Origin of the sequence: Streptomyces mauvecolor (genome assembly GCF_039532965.1) — a bacterium.
Taxonomy (GTDB): Bacteria; Actinomycetota; Actinomycetes; order Streptomycetales; family Streptomycetaceae; genus Streptomyces; species Streptomyces violascens.
The window spans coordinates 1-18918 of sequence record NZ_BAAASQ010000029.1; the positions used below are offsets into that span (position 1 = coordinate 1).

Annotated in this window: 12 protein-coding genes; 9 read left to right on the forward strand and 3 right to left on the reverse strand. The window is 70.3% G+C overall.

Annotation, left to right across the window (positions count from 1 at the left end; genetic code table 11):
- The first annotated feature begins 741 nt into the window (after window positions 1-741).
- Entirely contained in the window at window positions 742-1575 is an 834-nt protein-coding gene (locus ABD346_RS31485) for a PIG-L family deacetylase (RefSeq protein WP_344379487.1), read from the forward strand.
- Window positions 1576-2189: 614 nt separating this feature from the next.
- On the opposite strand, the gene ABD346_RS31490 is transcribed toward ABD346_RS31485, so the two are convergent.
- Together ABD346_RS31490 and ABD346_RS31495 are read right to left on the reverse strand one after the other, a co-directional pair.
- Window positions 2190-3155, reverse strand: coding sequence for a hypothetical protein (locus ABD346_RS31490; protein ID WP_344379488.1), 966 nt, complete (start codon window positions 3153-3155; stop codon window positions 2190-2192).
- A 495-nt stretch (window positions 3156-3650) separates the two neighbouring features.
- Window positions 3651-4370 carry a M15 family metallopeptidase gene (locus ABD346_RS31495; RefSeq protein ID WP_344379490.1) on the reverse strand — a complete coding sequence of 240 codons (720 nt, stop codon included), beginning with the start codon at window positions 4368-4370 and terminating at the stop codon, window positions 3651-3653.
- A 730-nt stretch (window positions 4371-5100) separates the two neighbouring features.
- On the opposite strand from ABD346_RS31495, the gene ABD346_RS31500 reads away from it, so the two are divergent.
- The 5 genes from ABD346_RS31500 (at window position 5101) to ABD346_RS31520 (ending at window position 12582) form a co-directional block, all read left to right on the forward strand.
- Complete coding sequence (locus tag ABD346_RS31500; RefSeq protein WP_344379492.1) at window positions 5101-5841, forward strand: dienelactone hydrolase family protein; 741 nt, start codon at window positions 5101-5103, stop codon at window positions 5839-5841.
- Between the two features lie 262 nt (window positions 5842-6103).
- Complete coding sequence (locus tag ABD346_RS31505) at window positions 6104-7753, forward strand: serine/threonine-protein kinase (RefSeq protein WP_344379493.1); 1650 nt, start codon at window positions 6104-6106, stop codon at window positions 7751-7753.
- A 131-nt stretch (window positions 7754-7884) separates the two neighbouring features.
- Window positions 7885-9354, forward strand: a complete 1470-nt coding sequence (locus ABD346_RS31510) for an aldehyde dehydrogenase family protein (protein WP_344379494.1) — start codon at window positions 7885-7887, stop codon at window positions 9352-9354.
- Between the two features lie 65 nt (window positions 9355-9419).
- Complete coding sequence (locus ABD346_RS31515) at window positions 9420-10991, forward strand: APC family permease (RefSeq protein WP_344379495.1); 1572 nt, start codon at window positions 9420-9422, stop codon at window positions 10989-10991.
- 40 nt (window positions 10992-11031) lie between these two features.
- A complete protein-coding gene (locus ABD346_RS31520; RefSeq protein ID WP_344379496.1) occupies window positions 11032-12582 on the forward strand; it encodes a GMC family oxidoreductase in 1551 nt (516 codons plus the stop codon).
- Between the two features lie 92 nt (window positions 12583-12674).
- Here ABD346_RS31520 and ABD346_RS31525 read toward each other — a convergent pair whose 3' ends face one another.
- Window positions 12675-12812 (reverse strand): hypothetical protein, encoded by a 138-nt coding sequence (locus ABD346_RS31525; protein WP_344379497.1) that lies wholly within the window; start codon window positions 12810-12812, stop codon window positions 12675-12677.
- Window positions 12813-13309: 497 nt separating this feature from the next.
- On the opposite strand from ABD346_RS31525, the gene ABD346_RS31530 reads away from it, so the two are divergent.
- Genes ABD346_RS31530 through fabF form a run of 3 tightly spaced genes read left to right on the forward strand, consistent with a single transcriptional unit; the run spans window position 13310 to window position 18917 of the window.
- Window positions 13310-15949 (forward strand): aldehyde dehydrogenase family protein, encoded by a 2640-nt coding sequence (locus tag ABD346_RS31530; RefSeq protein WP_344379499.1) that lies wholly within the window; start codon window positions 13310-13312, stop codon window positions 15947-15949.
- Window positions 15946-17643, forward strand: coding sequence for a thiamine pyrophosphate-binding protein (locus tag ABD346_RS31535; RefSeq protein ID WP_344379500.1), 1698 nt, complete (start codon window positions 15946-15948; stop codon window positions 17641-17643). The genes ABD346_RS31530 and ABD346_RS31535 overlap by 4 nt, the downstream gene beginning before the upstream one ends.
- Entirely contained in the window at window positions 17640-18917 is a 1278-nt protein-coding gene (gene fabF / locus ABD346_RS31540; RefSeq protein WP_344379502.1) for a beta-ketoacyl-ACP synthase II, read from the forward strand. Before ABD346_RS31535 ends, fabF begins: the two co-directional genes overlap by 4 nt.
- Window position 18918: the final 1 nt, after the last annotated feature.

The window sequence follows — 18918 nt, forward strand, 5'->3', positions numbered from 1 at the left end:
CGCACTCGACGGACACCCGCCCATCACCCGCGTCAACAACCCTGCGGGTCAATACAGCTAGATGGTAGATGGTCGAGGCTGCGACCTTGAGCATGACGGCGGTACGGGGGGCGAGGGTGACCCGCAGCGTGCATCTGGCGTACGAGATCGGCATGTTCGGGCTGAGCTTGGGACAGGACCCAAGACGTTGTCCGCACGCACAAGCACGGGCGGCAGTTGTCCCTCGGTCCGTGGCGCCAGCGGCCCACGCGGCAGTTGCAGGGTGGTGCCGACGGAGCAGATGACGAGCTCGCCGTAGGCTACGGGGGGCGATCGGCTCGTCCGGGCAGCGCAGTCCGAGGCGCGCATCGTCGAGCTGGACCTGCTGCGAAGCGACGGCCAACCACGCCCAGGGCAGACCCAGACCATCCAGCGGAGCCTTCATTCTCAGCCCGCACCCCTGAGCAGACCCTCCCCGGGCAACGCGAAGTTGCGCCAGCGTCGGAGAAGAAGCCGGGTCCGGCGTGGCGCTGAGAAATGCAGGGGGCGTTCCCGTACCGCATTCGAGTACGTCGACACCTGGGAAGGCCACGTGGCCGTGTCGGGAACAGCCGGTCCGTCCGGCACTGTTGCATCGACCGAGGGACCGGCGTCGCACGGGTGGGAACAAGATCACCCGTCCCGACGGAATCCGGGCCCCGGGATCGCGGCATCCCCGCCGCGCACTCGAACCAAGAGGCACTTCCGCAGGAGGACTTATTCATGACTGACCGGCCCTTGACGCTCATGGCAGTGCACGCCCACCCCGATGACGAGGCCACCGGAACCGGAGGCGTACTCGCGCGGTACGCGGCGGAAGGCATCCGTACGGTTCTCGTGACGTGTACCGACGGCGGTTGCGGTGACGGACCAGGAGGTGCCAAGCCAGGCGACCCCGGACACGACCCGGCGGCCGTCGCCCTGATGCGCCGTCAAGAACTCAAGGCGAGCTGTGACGCCCTGAAGATCAGCGATCTGGAGATGCTGGACTATGCCGACTCCGGGATGACGGGCTGGCCGAGCAACGACGCCCCCGAATCCTTCTGGCAGACCCCCGTGGAGGAAGGCGCCGCCCGACTCGCGGAACTCATGCGGCACTACCGCCCCGATGTGGTCGTCACCTATGACGAGAACGGCTTCTACGGCCACCCCGACCACATCCAGGCCCACCGCATCACGATGGCGGCGCTGGAGATGACCACGCTGACACCGAAGGTGTACTGGACGACGATGCCCCACTCGGCGATGCAGCGATTCGGGGAGATCATGCGCGAGTTCCAGGAGGACATGCCGGAGCCGGATCCTGCCGAGGCAGCCGCGCTGGCCGACATCGGCCTCCCCGACGATGAGATCACCACGTGGGTGGACACCACCGCATTCAGCGGTCAGAAGTTCGACGCGCTGGCCGCGCACGCCAGTCAGGGCGAGAACATCTTCTTCCTCAGGATGGGCAAGGAGAGGTTCGGCGAGCTGATGGGCATGGAGACCTTCGTACGTGTCCAGGACCCCACCGGAGCTGCCGTACCCGAGAACGATCTCTTCGCCGGCCTGCGCTGACCCGCCCAACCGGGGCCCGGGAAAGCTCAGGCGCAGCCCGGCGGGAAGCTTCCCCATCCCGACGGCAACCCTGTCGAATTCCGGTGGGGAGGTCCCTGCGCAGGGCCGCGGTTCCGATGTGGGACAGCTGAACTAAATGCGCCCAGCGATTTGCACCGGCGCCCGCACCCAGCGAGGGGGCGGGCGCCGGTGCGACGCCTCCGGGGGCCCGCGCCCCGCCCCGCCAAGGGGCCCCTGTTCAGCCGGTCGAGGGAGATGTCGAAGTCGGTCGTGTCCGGGTCCCTCGCCACGGCCTGACCGGCAGGCAAAGCCCTCTCTGCGGCTTCATCGCCGAGCCGATGCCGACAGCATTCCTGGCCGAACCGGTGGCGCCCTGGGCCAGGCCGACTGCCGCTGCCTTCCTCACCACCAGCGCGACGATCCTGCACTATGCCCCGCTGATGAGCGGGGTCCTGCTGAGCGCCGTGGCTGTCGGGAGCGTCGTCGGCGGCCTGGTCCTGGGCGCGCTGCCGCCCCGCTGGGGCGAGAAGGTGAACCTTTCGGCGACACCGACGCCGTCCTGCACCGACTGGCCCCGCGACTGTCCGGCTCGGGACCGGGCGCCGGAAGGCGATTCAGCGCGGCGCGACCGGTCCGCTCCACGCCGTCGCCGAGGACCTCGCCGTGGCCGTGGCCTGGCCCCACGACGGGGGCGGTCCCACCCAGGGGCGGTAGCTGGGCGGGCGGCCGGGACCGTACGCCGGAGCCATGGGCACCCTGTACACCGGCCGCGCCGGCCAGCTCCGCGGGCTGTCGCCGAGGTTCCTCGGCGGGGCGCTCGGGTAGCCGTTCTGTGAGGCTGGGCGGCTGTCGTGGCCGTCGTGGCTGTCCCGCGCCGGAGCCCCGGCAGTTCCCCCGGATCTGTGCGGCGCACCGGCGGAGCTGACGCCCGCGCCTCGCCCAGGACTCGTCGAGTGGGGTGCGCCGGCCGCCTTCCTGACGGTCCGTTTCACGCGGCCCGAGCCCGACTCCGGCAGGTCCGCCACGGTCCGGCCGCCCGGGGCCCGCAAGACTCGCTGGTACCGCGAGCCGCTCGCGAGGTCTGCGGCCGGGTCCCGGACGGACGGGTCTTCGCCGACCGGCGCCGCGCTTCCCCGCTCCCCTCCGCCCTTCCCCTGATGCGCCGCGTCACCTCGGGCGTGCTCGTCGGCTCGTCTGTGGCCGCCCTTCGCGTCCTGCGCGGCATCAGTGGCGCCGTGGTCGCGGAAGACGGGGAGGATGCCCACGAGCGGCTGCGGGACCCGCTCGGCACACGGCGCGTGCTCGAGGTAGTCGAACGTGTCGAAGGTGAGGCGCAGATGCGGCGGCTGTCCGAAAACGGCGGGCCGGGCGCCGCCCTGGTGGCCGCACGGTCCCAACTGCCCGTGCCGCCAGACCACTTCCGGCACCGGACCGCCACCCTGGACCGTCCGGACGCCCAACGGACGCCAGCCGGCCTGGTGGGGGTCGAGCGCGACAGGCGCGGTGGCGGACAGGACGACGATCGCGGCACAGGCCGCGAACGTCCACCTCCCCCTGCGGCGGATCCCCTTGCGGAACATGGGACTCCTCGTGGGAACACGGGACGCCGGGCGCAGCACGGAGCAGCACAGCAGCGACCACGTAGGGTAATCGGATGCCGTATTTCATCACACACGGTAGCGAATTGAGAGGCTCACATGCCGGGAAGCCAGGAACCGGGCCGCAGCAGCACCCACTTGGCGACGCCGGACACGTCCCGCTCGTCGAGCCGGCGCACCCCGGACACCGACAACACAGTTCGCCGTCGGAGACCGATCCCCCGCATCGCGATGGTCATCCCGAACGGCTCGGCCGACGATGCCGAAGGCCGTGTCGATACGGACAGACTCCCGAAGTCTGCGCCACCTCAGGAAGGCACCCGCATCGCACCCCGGGTCCGACACGGCCCCTGCATCACCGCGTTCACTCAGCCGAGCAACCACCAGGGCACCGCCAACGGCCGGTTCATGGAGAACGGCTGTTTCGAACCGCGCGGTGGTCGCTGAATCCCCAGGGCAGCCACGCCCTGTCGTGTCTCATCGTGAGGTGTTCTGCCCCCACGGTGCGTGCGCTCGGCCCCGATCGGCGCTCGCGCCTGCTGCCCGGCCGGCCGTGGCTGCGCGGCCGTTGGCCGAGAAGTGCTGGTAGTCGGGCGGGGACCAGCGTCCGCCCCACTGCCAGCCCACCTCGCGCATCGCCGTGCTGATCACATCGCCCGGGTGGATCATGCCCTGGTCGTCCCTGTTCCGGTCGAGGAAGACGGCCCCGGCCGGCGGATATACGACGTTGTTCACATCGACGTACGGGTTCTCCAGCGTGTTGATGTCCACGGCGTCGCCGTAGGAGTGCTGAGAGACTTCGGTGGGATCCCCGGTGACGGAGCGGCAGTTGAATGCGGAGGTGTTGTCGGCGGCCATCGCCGCCACGTCGTCGCCGTCGAATTCGGCCATCACTCGCATCTGCCGGATCGGGAAATGCGCCTCGAAGGCTCGCCCGAAAACATGGAGGAGCGGGTCCACCGCCTGCTCGCCGGCGACGAGTTCGCCCTGGTGGACCTGGCCGTCGAAGCCCCAGTGGTTCATCCGGATCAGCCGGAGTCCGGACGGCGGGACCGGGCAGCCCGGATGCCAGCTGTCGCCGAGCTTGGCGATCGGGACGTCCGACACGCTCGCGTCCAGTGCGGGCGCGGGCGTCTGCGGCGGCGCGGCGTCCGCCGAGGCTCCCACGCAGCAGGTGAGCAGTGCGGCGGCGGACATCGCGAGGGCGGAGCGTGTGCGGGGCCGGATCCTGCCCGTACGCGTGGAGGTTCTGGTCGTGGGCGGCGGAGTCTCGGCTTCGGCTGTACGGGGTGCGGGCTTGGTCACCGGACAGGAATAGCGCGCCCCAGTCGCGCGGACGCGGCTGACGGCTCCCGGTCAGCCGGATTTCGCCCGAATGCGCCCAACAGGCCGGCGCCGGGGCAGCGAACCTGCGTCGGGACTCATGGTCGGGGACCGGGCCGCTCATCAATCTCCGTACCGCCGGTTCTGGCCGGCGACGAAGGGGCCCTCGTCGACGAAGCGGCGCAGAAGGCGGGCGAAGGCCTGTGCGTCGGCGCGGGGCCAGGCGTCGAGCGAGTCCTCGACGGCGGCCGCCAGTTGCCGCCCGGTGGCCGAGACGGCCGCCCGGCCTTCATCGGTGAGGGCCAGCAGGGTCGCGCGGCCGTCGGCGGGTCGGGCCGGCGCTGGAGCAGTCCGGCCCGTTCCGGGCGGTCGGCGCGGCGGGTGACGGTGGTGCGGTCCAGTCCGGCCGACAAGCCGCCGACGAGCCCTCGCAAAAAACCCGTTGGCGCATCACAGCGAGCATTGTTAACCTTCCGGAGGCCGTGCGAGAGAACGAGGAGGTGGTACCCGTGAACGTATTCACATGGGTGCTCTCCTCTGGAGTCACGGTCGGGCGGTAGGTCGTCCGGGAGCGCCGCTATGAGCCCTCCCGAAAGGCACGACCATGCAATTCACTTCTGCACAGCGTCTCGACGACGGAGTCGCCGAGCGCGAATTCACCCTCGGCGAGATCCCCGGCATCCTGTGGACGCCCGGATCCGCGTCCGCATCCGCACCAGCCCCGCTGATCCTGCTCGGTCACCCCACGCTCGGACTGCGCAGGATGTACCCGCGACTGGTGGCGCGGGCTCGGCACGCCGCGGCGGACGGCTTCGCCACGGCCACCATCGAGCTCCCCGGGTGCGGTGACCGGCCCCGGTGGCCCGCTGCCGAGCAGGCCCGCGCAGACCTGCGCCGGGCCATGGAGGCCGGCGAGCCGATCGGTGACGAGATCATCGACGCCCTCATTCTGCCGCTCGTCGAAAAGGCGGTCCCGGAATGGCAGTCAGCCCTGGACGCCCTCCTTTCGCTGCCCGAGATCGGCGGTCCCGTCGGGTATTCGGGAGGAGTGATCTCCATCGGCATCCGGCTGGCGGCGGTAGAGCCGCGCATCGTGGCCGCCGGTCTGTTCGCCGGGAGTCTCATCCCTCGCGCCATGTTCGAGGAGGCCCGCCGGGTCAACATTCCGCTGCACGTCCTGCTGCAGTGGGACGACGAAGGGAACGACCGGCAGGCGGCCCTGGACCTGTTCGACGCCTTCGGCTCCAAGGAGAAGTCGCTGCACGCCAACATGGGCGGGCACACCGGCGTCCCGCACTACGCGGGCGAGGACGCGGCCAGGTTCTTCGCCCGGCATCTGCGCTGAACACGGGACGGGCCCGCCGTCGGGCCGATGGCCGACGGTAGCCCGGGCGAGCCGGGATGCTGCTCATTGAGTGCAAGTCCCGGCGCTCTTCTGCTGTTTGCACCGCGGGCCCCTGCCGAGTCGGCAGGGGCCCGCCCTGTCGGCCGGGGGTGCACCCTGCGCCCCGAAGGCCGGGCCGTGCGCACTCGCACATACGCGAACCCCTACCCTGGTGCCCGCCGCATGGCGAATTTCGAACAGTGCGACGAACGGGATGTGACAGGTGACGGGGGCGAACGGCGCCGATCTGGCCGGCGAGGTTCTGGGCGGGCGATACCGCGTGACCGCGACGATCGGCCGCGGTGGCATGGGTGTGGTCGCCCGGGCGGTGGACCAGTTGCTGAACCGCGAGGTCGCCGTCAAGATCCTCCGCGCCTACACCGACGCCTCCCCGGCCGAACTGGCCGAGCTGAGGGTCCGGATGCAGAGGGAGGCGCAGGCCGCCGCCCGTATCCGGCACAGCGGTGTGGTCACCGTGCACGACGTGGTCGAGGAACAGGGCCTGCCGGTCATCGTCATGGAGCTGGTCGACGGGCCCTCCCTCGACGATGTGCTGGCGGAGCGCGGCGCGCTGGATCCGCGCGAAGCGGCCGCGATCGGCGCCAAGTTGATGGACGCGCTCGACGCGGCACACCGGGCCGGGGTCCTCCACCGGGACGTCAAGCCCGGCAACGTACTGCTTGAGCGCGGCGGCCGTGTCGTGCTCACCGACTTCGGCATCGCCAGCATGGAGACCTCCGGCGACGAGGCGCTGGCCAAGCTGACCCAGAGCGGTCAGATCGTGGGCTCTCTCGACTTCCTGCCACCGGAGCGCGCGCAGGGCCAGGTACCGAGTGCCGCCTCGGACATCTGGGCGCTCGGCATGACGCTGTACTCGGCAGTGGAGGGCGCTTCGCCCTTCCGCCGTACGTCGGTGTGGTCCACGCTGGCGGCGATCGTCGGCGACCCGCTGCCGGAGCCCCGGCGCGCAGGACCGCTCACCCCGGTGCTGCAGGCGCTGATGGCCAAGGACCCGCTGCAGCGGCCCGGCGCAGGGCAGGCTCGCGAGATGCTGGAGGCGGTCGCAGCGGGCACGAGCCCGGACGTCGCGGCGGCTCCCCAGCCCGTACCGCCGGGCTTCGGCCCCGCCCTCGCCGCGCCGCTCTCCCCGCCCGCACCCCAGCACGCCGGTCCCTACATGTCGGCCGGCCCGTATGCCGCACCTCCCCCGACGGGCGCCGCACAGCCCGGCATACCCGCCGGTCACCACGGCAGCTCCGAGACCCGTGCCACGACGGTCAACGCCCGGCGCCGCACCCGCACCATCGTCGCGGTGGCGGCCGCCACGGTCCTGACCTGCGGCGGAGTCGCCTACGCCCTGATGGACACACAAGGCGACGAGGGCGGCGGGTCGAACACGGCACTTCCCACGGCGAGCACCCCCGGCGACGGTGCGATGTCCGACACGGACAGTCCGTCCGCCTCTCCCTCGAAGAAGGACGAAGGCCGGAAGAAAAGTCCCACGTCGGCGCCCGGTGCCGGAGGTGACAAGCCGACCGGCAAGCCATCAGCCTCTCCGAAGACAACCCCCAGTGCCACGGTGAAGGAGCCCACTCCGGTGTCGACGGCGTGCCCCGGCTGGGCCCACTCGGACAGCAGCACCGGCGTCGGCCGCGCGACCCAGACCACCCACCTCTACACCGGGCCGTACTCGGTGTGCTCGTACGTGACCGTGGTCAAGCCGGGCACCAAGGTCTCCTACGACTGCTACGTCACCAATGCCCAGGCCAACAAGTGGATCTACGCCCGTATCGACGGCACGCACACCGAAGGCTGGATATTCAGCGACAAATCCAGCGTGGACAGCGGCACCCTCGCCCGCTGTCAGAACTGATCCGCGGGCTGGGCCGACTGGCGGCGCCTATGTCGCCGCTGTGATCCAGGCCACTTAGGCTGGGCCCGGAGCTCGTCACGGACCGTATTCGCCGGTCGCCTTGCTTCCTCATGCGAGCCCGGAGGGATGCCATGCCGGAGCTGTTCATCGCTGGCCAGTGGAAGTCCGCGGTCGACGGCGGAGTGCGCGAGATCCGCTGTCCGGCGGACGGCACCCTGGTCGCCGCCGTCGACGAGGCAGGGCCCAAGGACGCGGCCGCGGCCGTGGCGGCCGCCCGCGAGGCGTTCGACCGGGGGCCGTGGCCGCACACCCCGGCCGCCGAACGCGGCCGGCTGCTGCTGCGCGTCGGCGACCTGCTGGAGCGGGACAAGGAGGCGTACGCCCGGGCCGAATCCCTGGACACGGGAAAGCGGCTGGTGGAGAGCCAGTACGACATGGACGACATCGCCGCCTGCTTCCGCTATTTCGGCAACCTGGTCGCCTCGGGCGGCACCGACCGCGTCGTCGACACCGGCAGCCCGGCCGCGGACAGCAGGATCGTGCACGAGCCGGTCGGCGTCTGTTCGCTGATCACCCCCTGGAACTATCCGCTGCTGCAGACCGCCTGGAAGGTGGCCCCGGCCCTCGGCGCGGGCAACACGTTCGTCCTCAAGCCCAGCGAACTGACCCCGCACACCGCGATCCTGCTGATGGGGACGCTCACCGAGGCAGGACTGCCGGACGGCGCCGCCAATCTGGTACTGGGCGCCGGCGCCACCGCGGGCGCGCCGCTCAGCTCCGACGAGCGGGTGGACCTGGTGTCCTTCACCGGTGGCCTGGTCACCGGCCGCCGGATCATGGCGGCGGCCGCCCCCACGGTGAAGAAGATCGCCCTGGAGCTCGGCGGCAAGAACCCGAACATCGTCTTCGCCGACGCCGAGTTCGACACCGCGGTCGACTACGCCCTCATGGCGGTCTTCCTGCACTCCGGGCAGGTCTGCTCGGCGGGCGCGCGACTGCTGGTCCAGGACGAGCTGCACGACGCGTTCGTCGACGAGGTGGTGCGCCGGGCGCGGCAGATCCGGCTCGGCGGCCCCTTCGACGAGAACGCCCGTACCGGACCGCTGATCTCGGCCGCGCACCGCGACAAGGTCGAGGCGTACGTGGCCGCAGGAGTGGCCGAGGGCGCCGTCCTGCGCTGCGGAGGCGCCCGCCCCGACGACCCGGCACTGCGCGACGGTTTCTACTATCCGCCCACCGTGCTCGACGAGTGCGCGCCCGGCATGTCGGTGGTGCGTGACGAGTCGTTCGGCCCGGTGCTGACCGTCGAGCGGTTCCGCGACGAGGCCGAGGCGGTCGCGCTCGCCAACGACACCGTCTACGGCTTGGCCGGGGCGGTCTGGACGCAGGACACGGAGCGCGCCCACCGGGTGGCGTCCCGGCTGCGCGCCGGGACGGTGTGGATCAACGACTTCCACCCGTACGTGCCGCAGGCCGAATGGGGCGGCATGAAGCAGTCCGGCTTCGGCCGGGAGCTGGGGCCGGCGGGACTCGCGGAGTACCAGGAGGCCAAGCACATCTGGCGCAACACGGCACCCCGGCCGCAGCGGTGGTTCGAGTGACCCCGCCGCTGCGGGCGTGACCCCACCGCCCCGCACCTTTCCTGTACGGAACCAGGAGAACCGTCATGCCGGACGTCCCGCCCGATCGACCGGAACCAGCCGCGAGCGACGGCTCGGACCACGACGCGGCCCTCACCGAACTGGGCTACAAGCCCGGGCTCAAGCGCACGCTCGGCAACTTCCACACCTTCGCCGCGGGAATCAGCTACATCTCGATCCTGACCGGCACCTTCCAGCTGTTCTACTTCGGCGTCAGCTTCGCCGGTCCCGGCTACTGGTGGTCCTGGCCGATGGTCTTCCTCGGCCAGCTGATGGTGGCGCTGTGCTTCTGCGAGCTCGCCGCGCGCTTCCCCGTCGCGGGGTCGGTCTACAACTGGTCCAAGTACACCGGCGGTCCGCACGTCGGCTGGCTGGCGGGCTGGATGATGACGATCGCGACCATGGTGTCACTGGCCGCCGTGGCGCTCGCCTACCAGCTGACGCTGCCTCAGATCTCCAGTGTCTTCCAGGTCGTCGGGGACGGCACGGGCAAGTACGACGCGGCTGCCAACGCCGTGCTGCTCGGCACGATCCTGATCGTCTTCACCACCCTGGTCAACGCCTTCGGGGTGAAGCTGATGGCCACCATCAACTCCGCGGGAGTCTTCATCGAGCTGATCGCCGCGGTGGTGCTGGTGGGGCTGCTCGCCGCCCACATCACCCGCGGACCGAGCGCCATCGTGCAGACCTCGGGCTTCGGCCAGGGCCAGACGCTCGGCTACTTCGGCGCGTTTCTGACCGCCTCGCTCGCCTCGGCGTATGTGATGTACGGCTTCGACACCGCCTCCTCGCTCGGTGAGGAGTCCATCGACCCGGCACGCAACGCTCCACGCGCCATCCTGCGCGCGCTCGTCGCCTCCTTCACGCTCGGCGGCCTGATCCTGCTCTTCGCGCTCCTTGCCACCCCGGATCTGCATGCCAAGCAGCTGTCCGTGGACGGTCTGCAGTATGTGGTGAAGGCCGCGCTCGGCGAAACGGTCGGCCTGGCCGTGCTGTGGTGCGTCGCCATCGCCATCACCGTATGCGCGTTGTCGGTGCAGACCGCCGGTCTGCGGCTGGCCTTCGCGATGGCCCGGGACAACAACCTGCCGGCCGGCTCCAAGCTGGCCAGGCTCAGCCCGAGGTTCCAGACGCCGGTGCTCGCCACCTGTCTGATCGGGTTCGTGGCGATCGCCATCCTGGTCGTCAACATCAACCAGCCGCAGATCTTCTCCGTCGTCACCAGCATCGCCATCGTCATGATCTACGTCGCGTATCTGCTGGTCACGATCCCCATGCTGGTACAGCGGCTGCGCGGCGGCTGGACGACGGCGACCGATCACTTCTCGCTGGGGCGCCTCGGCCTGCCGGTCAACATCCTGGCCGTGCTCTGGGGCTGCGCGATGACGGTCAACCTGCTGTGGCCGCGCGCCGAGGTCTACAACGCCACCGGGCCCCAGCACTGGTACCTGCGGTGGGGCGGCGTCCTGTTCGTCGGCGTCGTCGCGGTCGGCGGCTTCACCTACTACTGGTTCGTCCAGCGCGGGAAGACCGGCGTTCTCGCCGAACACTCCATCGGGGAACCGCCGGAGCCCCCACCGGCCCACGGCGGAGCGTGAGACCGCGTGACAGCGCATCGTGCGACGAGAAGGAGCTGACGTGGAGGAGTTCGACTACGTGGTGGTCGGCGGCGGCACCGCCGGAGCGGTGGTGGCCGCACGGCTGACCGAGGACCCGTCCGTCACCGTGTGCGTCCTGGAGGCCGGGCCCTCCGACGTCGGCGACGACGCCATCCTGCGCCTCGACCGGTGGATGGGTCTGCTGGAATCCGGCTACGACTGGGACTATCCGGTGGAACCGCAGGAGAACGGCAACAGCTTCATGCGGCACGCCCGCGCCAAGGTGCTCGGCGGCTGCTCCTCGCACAACTCCTGCATCGCCTTCTGGGCCCCGGCCGAGGACCTCGACGAGTGGGGCGCCATGGGCTGCACGGGATGGAGCGCCGCGGACTGCTTCCCGCTCTACCAGCGCCTGGAGACCAACGACGCGCCCGGTGACCACCACGGCCGCACCGGCCCGGTGACCATCCGCACCGTCCCGCCGAACGACCCGTGCGGATCGGCCCTGCTGGAGGCGTGCGCCGCGACCGGCATCCCGGTCACGCCGTTCAACACCGGTACGACGGTCAAGCGCGGCGCGCACTGGTTCCAGATCAACTGCCGCCCGGACGGCACCCGTTCCTCTGCCTCGGTCTCCTACCTCCACCCCGTTCTGGGCAAGCGGCCGAACCTGGAGGTGCGCACCGGAATCCAGGCCAAACGCCTGGTGCTCGACGCGGACATGCGCTGCACGGGGGTCGAGTACCAGGCGCCGGATCTGATCCACACCGGGAGGGTCGGCGCCCGGCGCGAGGTGATCGTCTCCTGCGGCGCGATCGACTCCCCCAAGCTCCTTATGCTGTCGGGCATCGGCCCGGCCGGGCATCTGCGCGAAACCGGTGTGGCCATGGCCGTCGATCTCCCCGCCGTCGGCTCGCATCTGCAGGACCACCCGGAGGGCGTGATCATGTGGGAGGCGAAACGCCCGATGGTCACCACGTCCACGCAGTGGTGGGAGATCGGCATCTTCGCCGACACCCGGCCGGGCCTGGACCGCCCGGACCTCATGTTCCACTACGGCTCGGTGCCGTTCGACATGAACACCTACCGGCACGGCTACCCCACCTCCGACAACGCCTTCTGTCTGACCCCGAACGTCACCCGCGCCCGCTCGATGGGCACCGTCCGGCTGCGCACCCGCGACTACCGCGACAAGCCGCGCGTCGACCCGCGCTACTTCACGGACGAGCACGACGTACGGGTGATGACGACGGGCCTGCGGCTCGCCCGCGAGATCATCTCCCAGCCCTCGATGGCCGATTGGGCCGGCACGGAACTGGCCCCGGGCCCGGACACGCGGTCCGACGACGAGCTCCTCGACTACATCCGCAAGACCCACAACACCGTCTACCACCCGGCGGGCACCGTACGCATGGGCGCCCCCGACGACGCGGACGCGGCTCTCGACCCACAGCTACGGGTCAAGGGCGTGCGCGGGCTGCGGGTGGCGGACGCGTCGGTGATGCCGTTCCTGCCGGCGGTCAACCCGTGCATCACCACGATGATGATCGGGGAGAAGTGCGCGGATCTACTGAAGGGCGACGCGGGCTGAACGAGCGGGGCGGCCCGGCGTGGCAAGGTCCCTTCCGGGGAGTTGCCCGCCCGCTCCCGCCTCGCCACCGGCCCGGCGCATGACGGACCGGGTCAGCTGTCGTGCGCCCGGATCCGGTGCTTCTCCCAGAACTGCGCCAGGTCACGTCCGGACGCCGCCTGCGCGGCTCGCATGAAGGCAGCACCGGCCGAGACGCCGTACCAGTGGTGCAAGGCGTACTGCCGCAGCATCCGCTCCGCTCCATCGCCGGGCCGCCGAGCGCGCGGCTGGGGAGGGGTGCGAACGGACGCGACCCCTCCGACGAAAAGCCGCCAGGATGAGGAGCCGTGCCCGGCCCGACCGGATGCACTCCGTGGTATGGCCATCTGTGATTTCGGCACGGGAGTGAGCGGTACGCGGGAGATGTCATGCACAGCGGGGCAGAAACCGGTCATCCCTTCTCGAAATCGTAGGCAAAATCGCGCCACGCGGCCGTCGAAAAGAACGGGCCACTTTTCAGGATCCTCTTCCACCACGCGACGCTCAATGACTCCATACACGCCACATTCAACTGGCGTCGTTGCGGCACTCGACACCGGCCCGCAGGTATGGGATGGTCCTTAGATGGATTTTTCCAGACAGAAGTACGGTATCGCGGGACCGTGGGATTACAAGCGTGTACGTCCAGGAAAAGAAAGCCCGACGCACCGCCTGGAGTTAAGGAGCACGTGTGCCCATTTTCAGGTGCTTGATCTCGCCCGAGGGACGCATCTGGGACACAGAGGAAATCGCGGCCCGGATATTCGATACCGCCGGACTTCTTGCACGCCGCGGCGTTGAACCCGGTTCGCGGGTGATGATGAGCGGGGCCAATTCTCCGGAATGGGTCGTCCATCTGCTCGCGCTCATTCATCTCGACGCTTCGGTGGTCCTGACCGATCATCGAGCCACCCCTTCGCAGCGATCGCGGATCCGCGCTCAGGCGCGCGTGGTGCTCGACGTCAGCGGCGGCATGGGCGACACCGCGGCGCCACGGCCCACCGGGAACACGACAGCCGAACCCGATATCGCGGCCTGGGCACGACGTAAGGACGCCGCGATCTCCTGGTCGTCGGGCACAACAGGCACCCCCCGCGGCATAGTCCGCTCCGGCCGCTCGATTCTGGACAACCTCGCAGTCAGCGCGGAACGCATGGGATACCGCCCTGACGACGTCTTCCTGCCCGTCCTGCCGTACTCCCACCAATATGGTCTCTCGCTCGTCCTCTGCTGGTGGCTGGGCGGCGGCACGCTCGTGGTGTACGGGCCAACCACCCGCCTGGACCGTGCGCTTGCGGAAGGCGCGGACCATGGCCTCTCCGTCGTGGACGGGGCCCCGTCGACCTATTACAGCCTGCTCAACCTGTTCGACCGTCGTCCTTCTCTCGCCGACGAACTCAAGACGGTCCGGGCCTGGTGCGTGGGCGGTGCGCCGCTGGGGCGCAATCTGGCTGCCCGGTTCCACGCCCGCACGGGCCTGCACCTGCTCGACGGCTACGGGGCGACCGAGGTCGGCAACATCGCGCTGGCCTCGCATGCCGATCCGGTCGGGTGCGGCACACCCCTGCCCGGCGTGATCGTCGAAGTCCACGACGATCAGGGGAGGCCGCTTCCCCACGGCCGGCTCGGCGAACTCGTGGTACGCAGCGAGGGCCTGATGACCGGTCATCTGGGCGATGACGGCGAGATCATTCCGGTTTCGGGTCCCGCTCACCGCACCGGCGACATCGGCCTGCTCGACGACGCGGGCCGCGTCTTCCCGGTCGGGCGCAAACGCGCCGTGCACCGTGACGGCCACACCCTCTATCCCGATCACCTCGCCGAGCGGGCCGAGTCGGCCGGCGCGCAGACGGAGGTCGTCGCCGTCCCGGACGAGCGTCTGGGCTGTCGCCTGGTGTTCGTGATCGCGGATCCGGACGATCACGAGCCCGCGCACTGGAAGCGCGTACTGCGCGCTGTGCTCGCCCGCTACGAACAGCCCGACCACATTGTCGTGCTTCCCGCGTTGCCCCTCACGAACACGGGAAAGCCCAACCTGGCCGTTCTGGAGAAAATTGCTGTGACCTCGCTGCCCGTGTCGCACCACACGACCACCGAAAAAACCGCATCCGGCTCGACTGTCCGCGCGATCCCCTACCGCATTCCCTTCTCCGGCCGTATCGACGCGCTGCGCGCGGTGCGCCGGTACGTGGCCGGGAACGAAGACGCGGTGCTGAGCATTCTCACCGAAATCTCGCCCCACCAGACCGCCGGCGCGGAGATTCGTTCGTTCCTCGCGGCCCTCGACGGGGCGGAGGACGAGATCCGCCGGGTCCGGCCCGGCCACGTGCCCCGAACCGCGGTCTTCATGCCCTCCAACATCCCGCTGTATTCCTACGCGCTCTACACGCTCGTGGCGTCCCTCTACAGCGACACCATCACCTTTCGACCATCGTCCGAGATAAAAAGCCAGACGCAGCGCCTGCACGCCCTGCTGGCGCCCGTTCACGGATTACCCATCAAGCTGTCCGAGCTCAGCCAGCGCAAGTTCGTGACGGGACCGGTTCGCGAGGCGGACCTCATCGTCTTCACCGGTAATTACTCCAACGCCGAGACCATCCGCGAAGGGCTGGCGGAAGACCAGCTCTTCCTCTTCTTCGGGCGCGGCATCAACCCCTTCGTGATCGCACCCGACGCCGACCTTGCGCGCGCCGCACACGACGTCACGAACATCCGCCTCTACAACTCGGGCCAGGACTGCTTCGGTCCCGACATCGTGTTCACACCGCAGGGCCGCACCGAGGAATTCATCGACGTGCTGTCCGCAGAACTGAACTCGCTGCGGTTCGGGCAGAACAACGACCCTGCTGTCGACTACGGCCCGATCTACTACACCTCGGCTCTGGTGAACTGCTCGGACTACCTGGTGCGTCATGCCAGTCGCATCCGGCACGGCGGACGCATCGATCTGCCGTCCCGCAGGATCGAGCCGACCGTGCTGCTGTGGGACTTCGACGACAAGATCCCCCTCGACGAGATGTTCGCCCCGGTGTTCAACGTCGTTGCCTACCCCAGCGCGAGGCGGTTGCGCGAACGGCTGGCGAGCCCCCACTTCGGCGAACGCGCGCTGGGAGCCATGGTCTACGGAAACGATCCGGAGACGGTGAAAGTCCTGGCCAGGCGTCACCACACCTGTGTCAACCACACGCTGCTCGACGCCGAGGACGGCAACCGCCCGTTCGGCGGGTTCGGGATGATGGCGAACTACCTGTCCTACGGCGGCGAGCGGCACGCCGAACCACTGCTCATGTCGCAGGCCGTGGCGCAGCATCTGCCGACGGCTGCCCCTGTCACGGTGGGTGGGGAGTGACCCGGGCCGGCAAACGGTACGGCGGCGCGTGGTCCGCGATCGTCGACCTCCTGGTGGCGAACGGGGTCGACACCTGCTTCGGGCTGCCCGCCGACGACCTGGAGTTGCTCCGCGCCCTCGATGCCGCCGGCCTGGACCTCGTACCGTGCCGGGACCAGCGCAACGCGATGTACATGGCGACCGGTTATGCGCTGCAGTCGGGCCGGCTCGCCGTATGCGCGCTGGGCAAAGGGCCGGCGGTCACACACGCGGCCACCGGGCTGCTCGAGGCGCGGGAATCGGGTGCACCGGTCCTCGTGCTCGCCGCCGGCGTGGCCGAACGGCGCCGGGGCAGCGGTGGATTCCAGGAGCTCGACCAGGTCGCCGTGGCAGCGCCCCTCGTACGATGGGCGCACCGGGTGGGTCATCCCGACCGGGTCGTCCCCGCCACGGTGACGGCGCTGACCCGAGCTGTGGGGCCGCCCCCCGGGCCCGTGTACCTGGAGATACCCGATGACGTCCGCACGGCGGAGGTCCTCGTCACCGGGCCGCGGCCGACTCCGCCCGAGCCACTGGTCCTTGAGCCCGGTCCGGTGACGTGGGGACCGGCGCTGGCGGCGATCGGCGCGAGCCGTCGTCCGGTGGTCCTGGCGGGCGGCGGAATACGGCACCACAACGACGACGGCGTGGTCGAGCGCTTCGCCGAACGCCTCGGCGCGGCGCTCTTCACCACCGCGTCCGGCCGCGGTGCCGTGGACGAGCGCCACCCGCTGTTCTGCGGCGTGGCGGGCCTCTACGCCGCGGCCCCCGCCCGTGCGCTGTGGGCATCGTGCGACCTGGTGGTGTCGCTCGCCGGGCGGCTGGAGGAGACGGTCGTCGAAGGCGGAACGCCGTGGCCCCCGGTCGAAGTGGTGCAGGTCAATGTCGATCCGGCCGGCTTTTCGGCCGAGTTCTCGGGCCCGCGCGTACTCGGAGACGCCCGGCACGCCGTGCTCGGCTGGTCGCGGGCGCTGGGTGAACACCGCAAGGCCGAGCATGCGGACGCGACCGAGGTGTGGGCAGGCGAGATCGCCCACGCCCGCAAGGCCATGTCGCTCGACGTGGAAGCGGAGTTGGTCCGCGCGGCGACGCTGCCGGGGGTCCGCATCGCCGAGTTGCTCGCCGCGCTCGACGCCACCGCCGGCGAGCCCCGCGTGCTGGTCCAGGAGAACGGGTTGCAGGACATGTGGTCCTACTGCTTCCCGTTCCACGCCGGAGGCGGGTCCATCGTGCCGTCGGAGCAGACCCCCTTGGGCTTCGGGGCAGCCGCGGCCATCGGGGTCAAACGGGCGGCCCCGGACCATGAGGTCACCGCGTTCATCGGCGACGGGGCGTTCCTCGCGGCCCGCGCGGACATCGCCGTCGCCGCTCCGGCCCACGGCGGCGTTCTGTACGTGGTGCTGTGCAACGGCGGCTACGGCTGGCTGGACGCCCAACGCGCCCGCCTCGGCCTCGACGCCGACCGCTACCCCTTCACCCGCCCGGGAGCGCCGCCGCCCGTGGTGGACGGACCGGACATCCGCTGTCGCGTGCTGCGCGACAAGTCCGCGCTGACCAGCGAGATTCTTGCCGCGCGACGCTTCTGCTCCCAGGGAGGCACAGCCGTCCTCATGGTGCCGGTCGCCCCCGACGACATCCCCCCACCCATCCGCGACGCCGAGGTGGTGCCCCAGTGACCGGCGCACGAGAGCGAGGTTCCGCCGGGTGCGGCCGGTCCGGACGCCGGGTGATGGTCACCGGGTACGGAGCGGTGACGCCGCTGGGCCACAGCGTCGGCGAGACATGGACGGCGATGCTGGCCGGGCGCAGTGGCATCGACACCGTGGACGCGATCGACGTGACCGGTCTCGGAGTCCGGATCGGTGGCCAGGTACGCGACTTCACACCCAGCCGCTACATGCCCACGCCCGTCAGCCGTCGTGCCGACCCGTACGCGCAGTACGCCCTCGCGGCGGCGCTGGAGGCTTGCGAGCACGCCGGACTCGTCGTCGACGAGCGCCTGGCGCCGCGGGTCGCCGTGATCATCGGCAGCGGGTACGGCCCGGTGGGATCGATCTACCGTGCCGCCGACACGCTGCGGGACAAGGGACCACGGGCCATCAGCCCCTTCGCCCAGGTCACGACCGCCATGGACAGCGCTGCCTGCGAAATCAGCATGCGTCTCGGGACGCAGGGGCCCAGCCGTGCCCAGAGCACGGCGTGCGCCAGCGGCGCCGACGCGGTGGGCGCGGGCATGCGCATGATCAGCCATGGGGACGCCGACATCGTCCTGGTCGGCGGCGCGGACGCCTGCGTCACCGCCGTCGACCTCGCGGGCAGCGGCAACGCTCGCGCGCTGTCCCGGCGCAACGACGACCCGACCGCGGCGTGCCGGCCCTTCGATGTGCACCGCGACGGGTTCGTGATGAGTGAGGGAGCCGCCGTGATGGTGCTGGAGGCCGCCGAGGTGGCCGACGGGCGAGGGGCGACGGCCTTGGCCGAACTCGCGGGCTACGGAGCGAGTTCCGACGCCCATCACTGGACCGCCCCTCACCCGGAAGGACGAGGCGCGTGCCTCGCAGTCGAGGCAGCACTGCGCGACGCGGGCATAGCGGGGTCGGAGGTGGACTACGTCAACGCGCACGGCACCGGAACGCAGCTGAACGACGCCACCGAAACGGCCGTCCTGCGCAAGGTCCTCGGCGATCGTGTCACCCGGATCCCGGTCAGCTCCACCAAGTCGATGACCGGGCACATGATCGGTGCCGCCGGAGCGGTGGAGCTCGTGGCGTCGATCCAGGTCCTGCGCACAGGTGACGTCCCGCCGACCATCAACTGCGACGAGCCGATCGCCCCGGACATCAACTTCGTACCGCACCGGGCGCAGCACCACGAGCGCATGCAGATCGCTCTCAGCAACTCGTTCGGCTTCGGCGGGCACAACGCCGCTCTCGTGGTCCGGGCAGTATGAG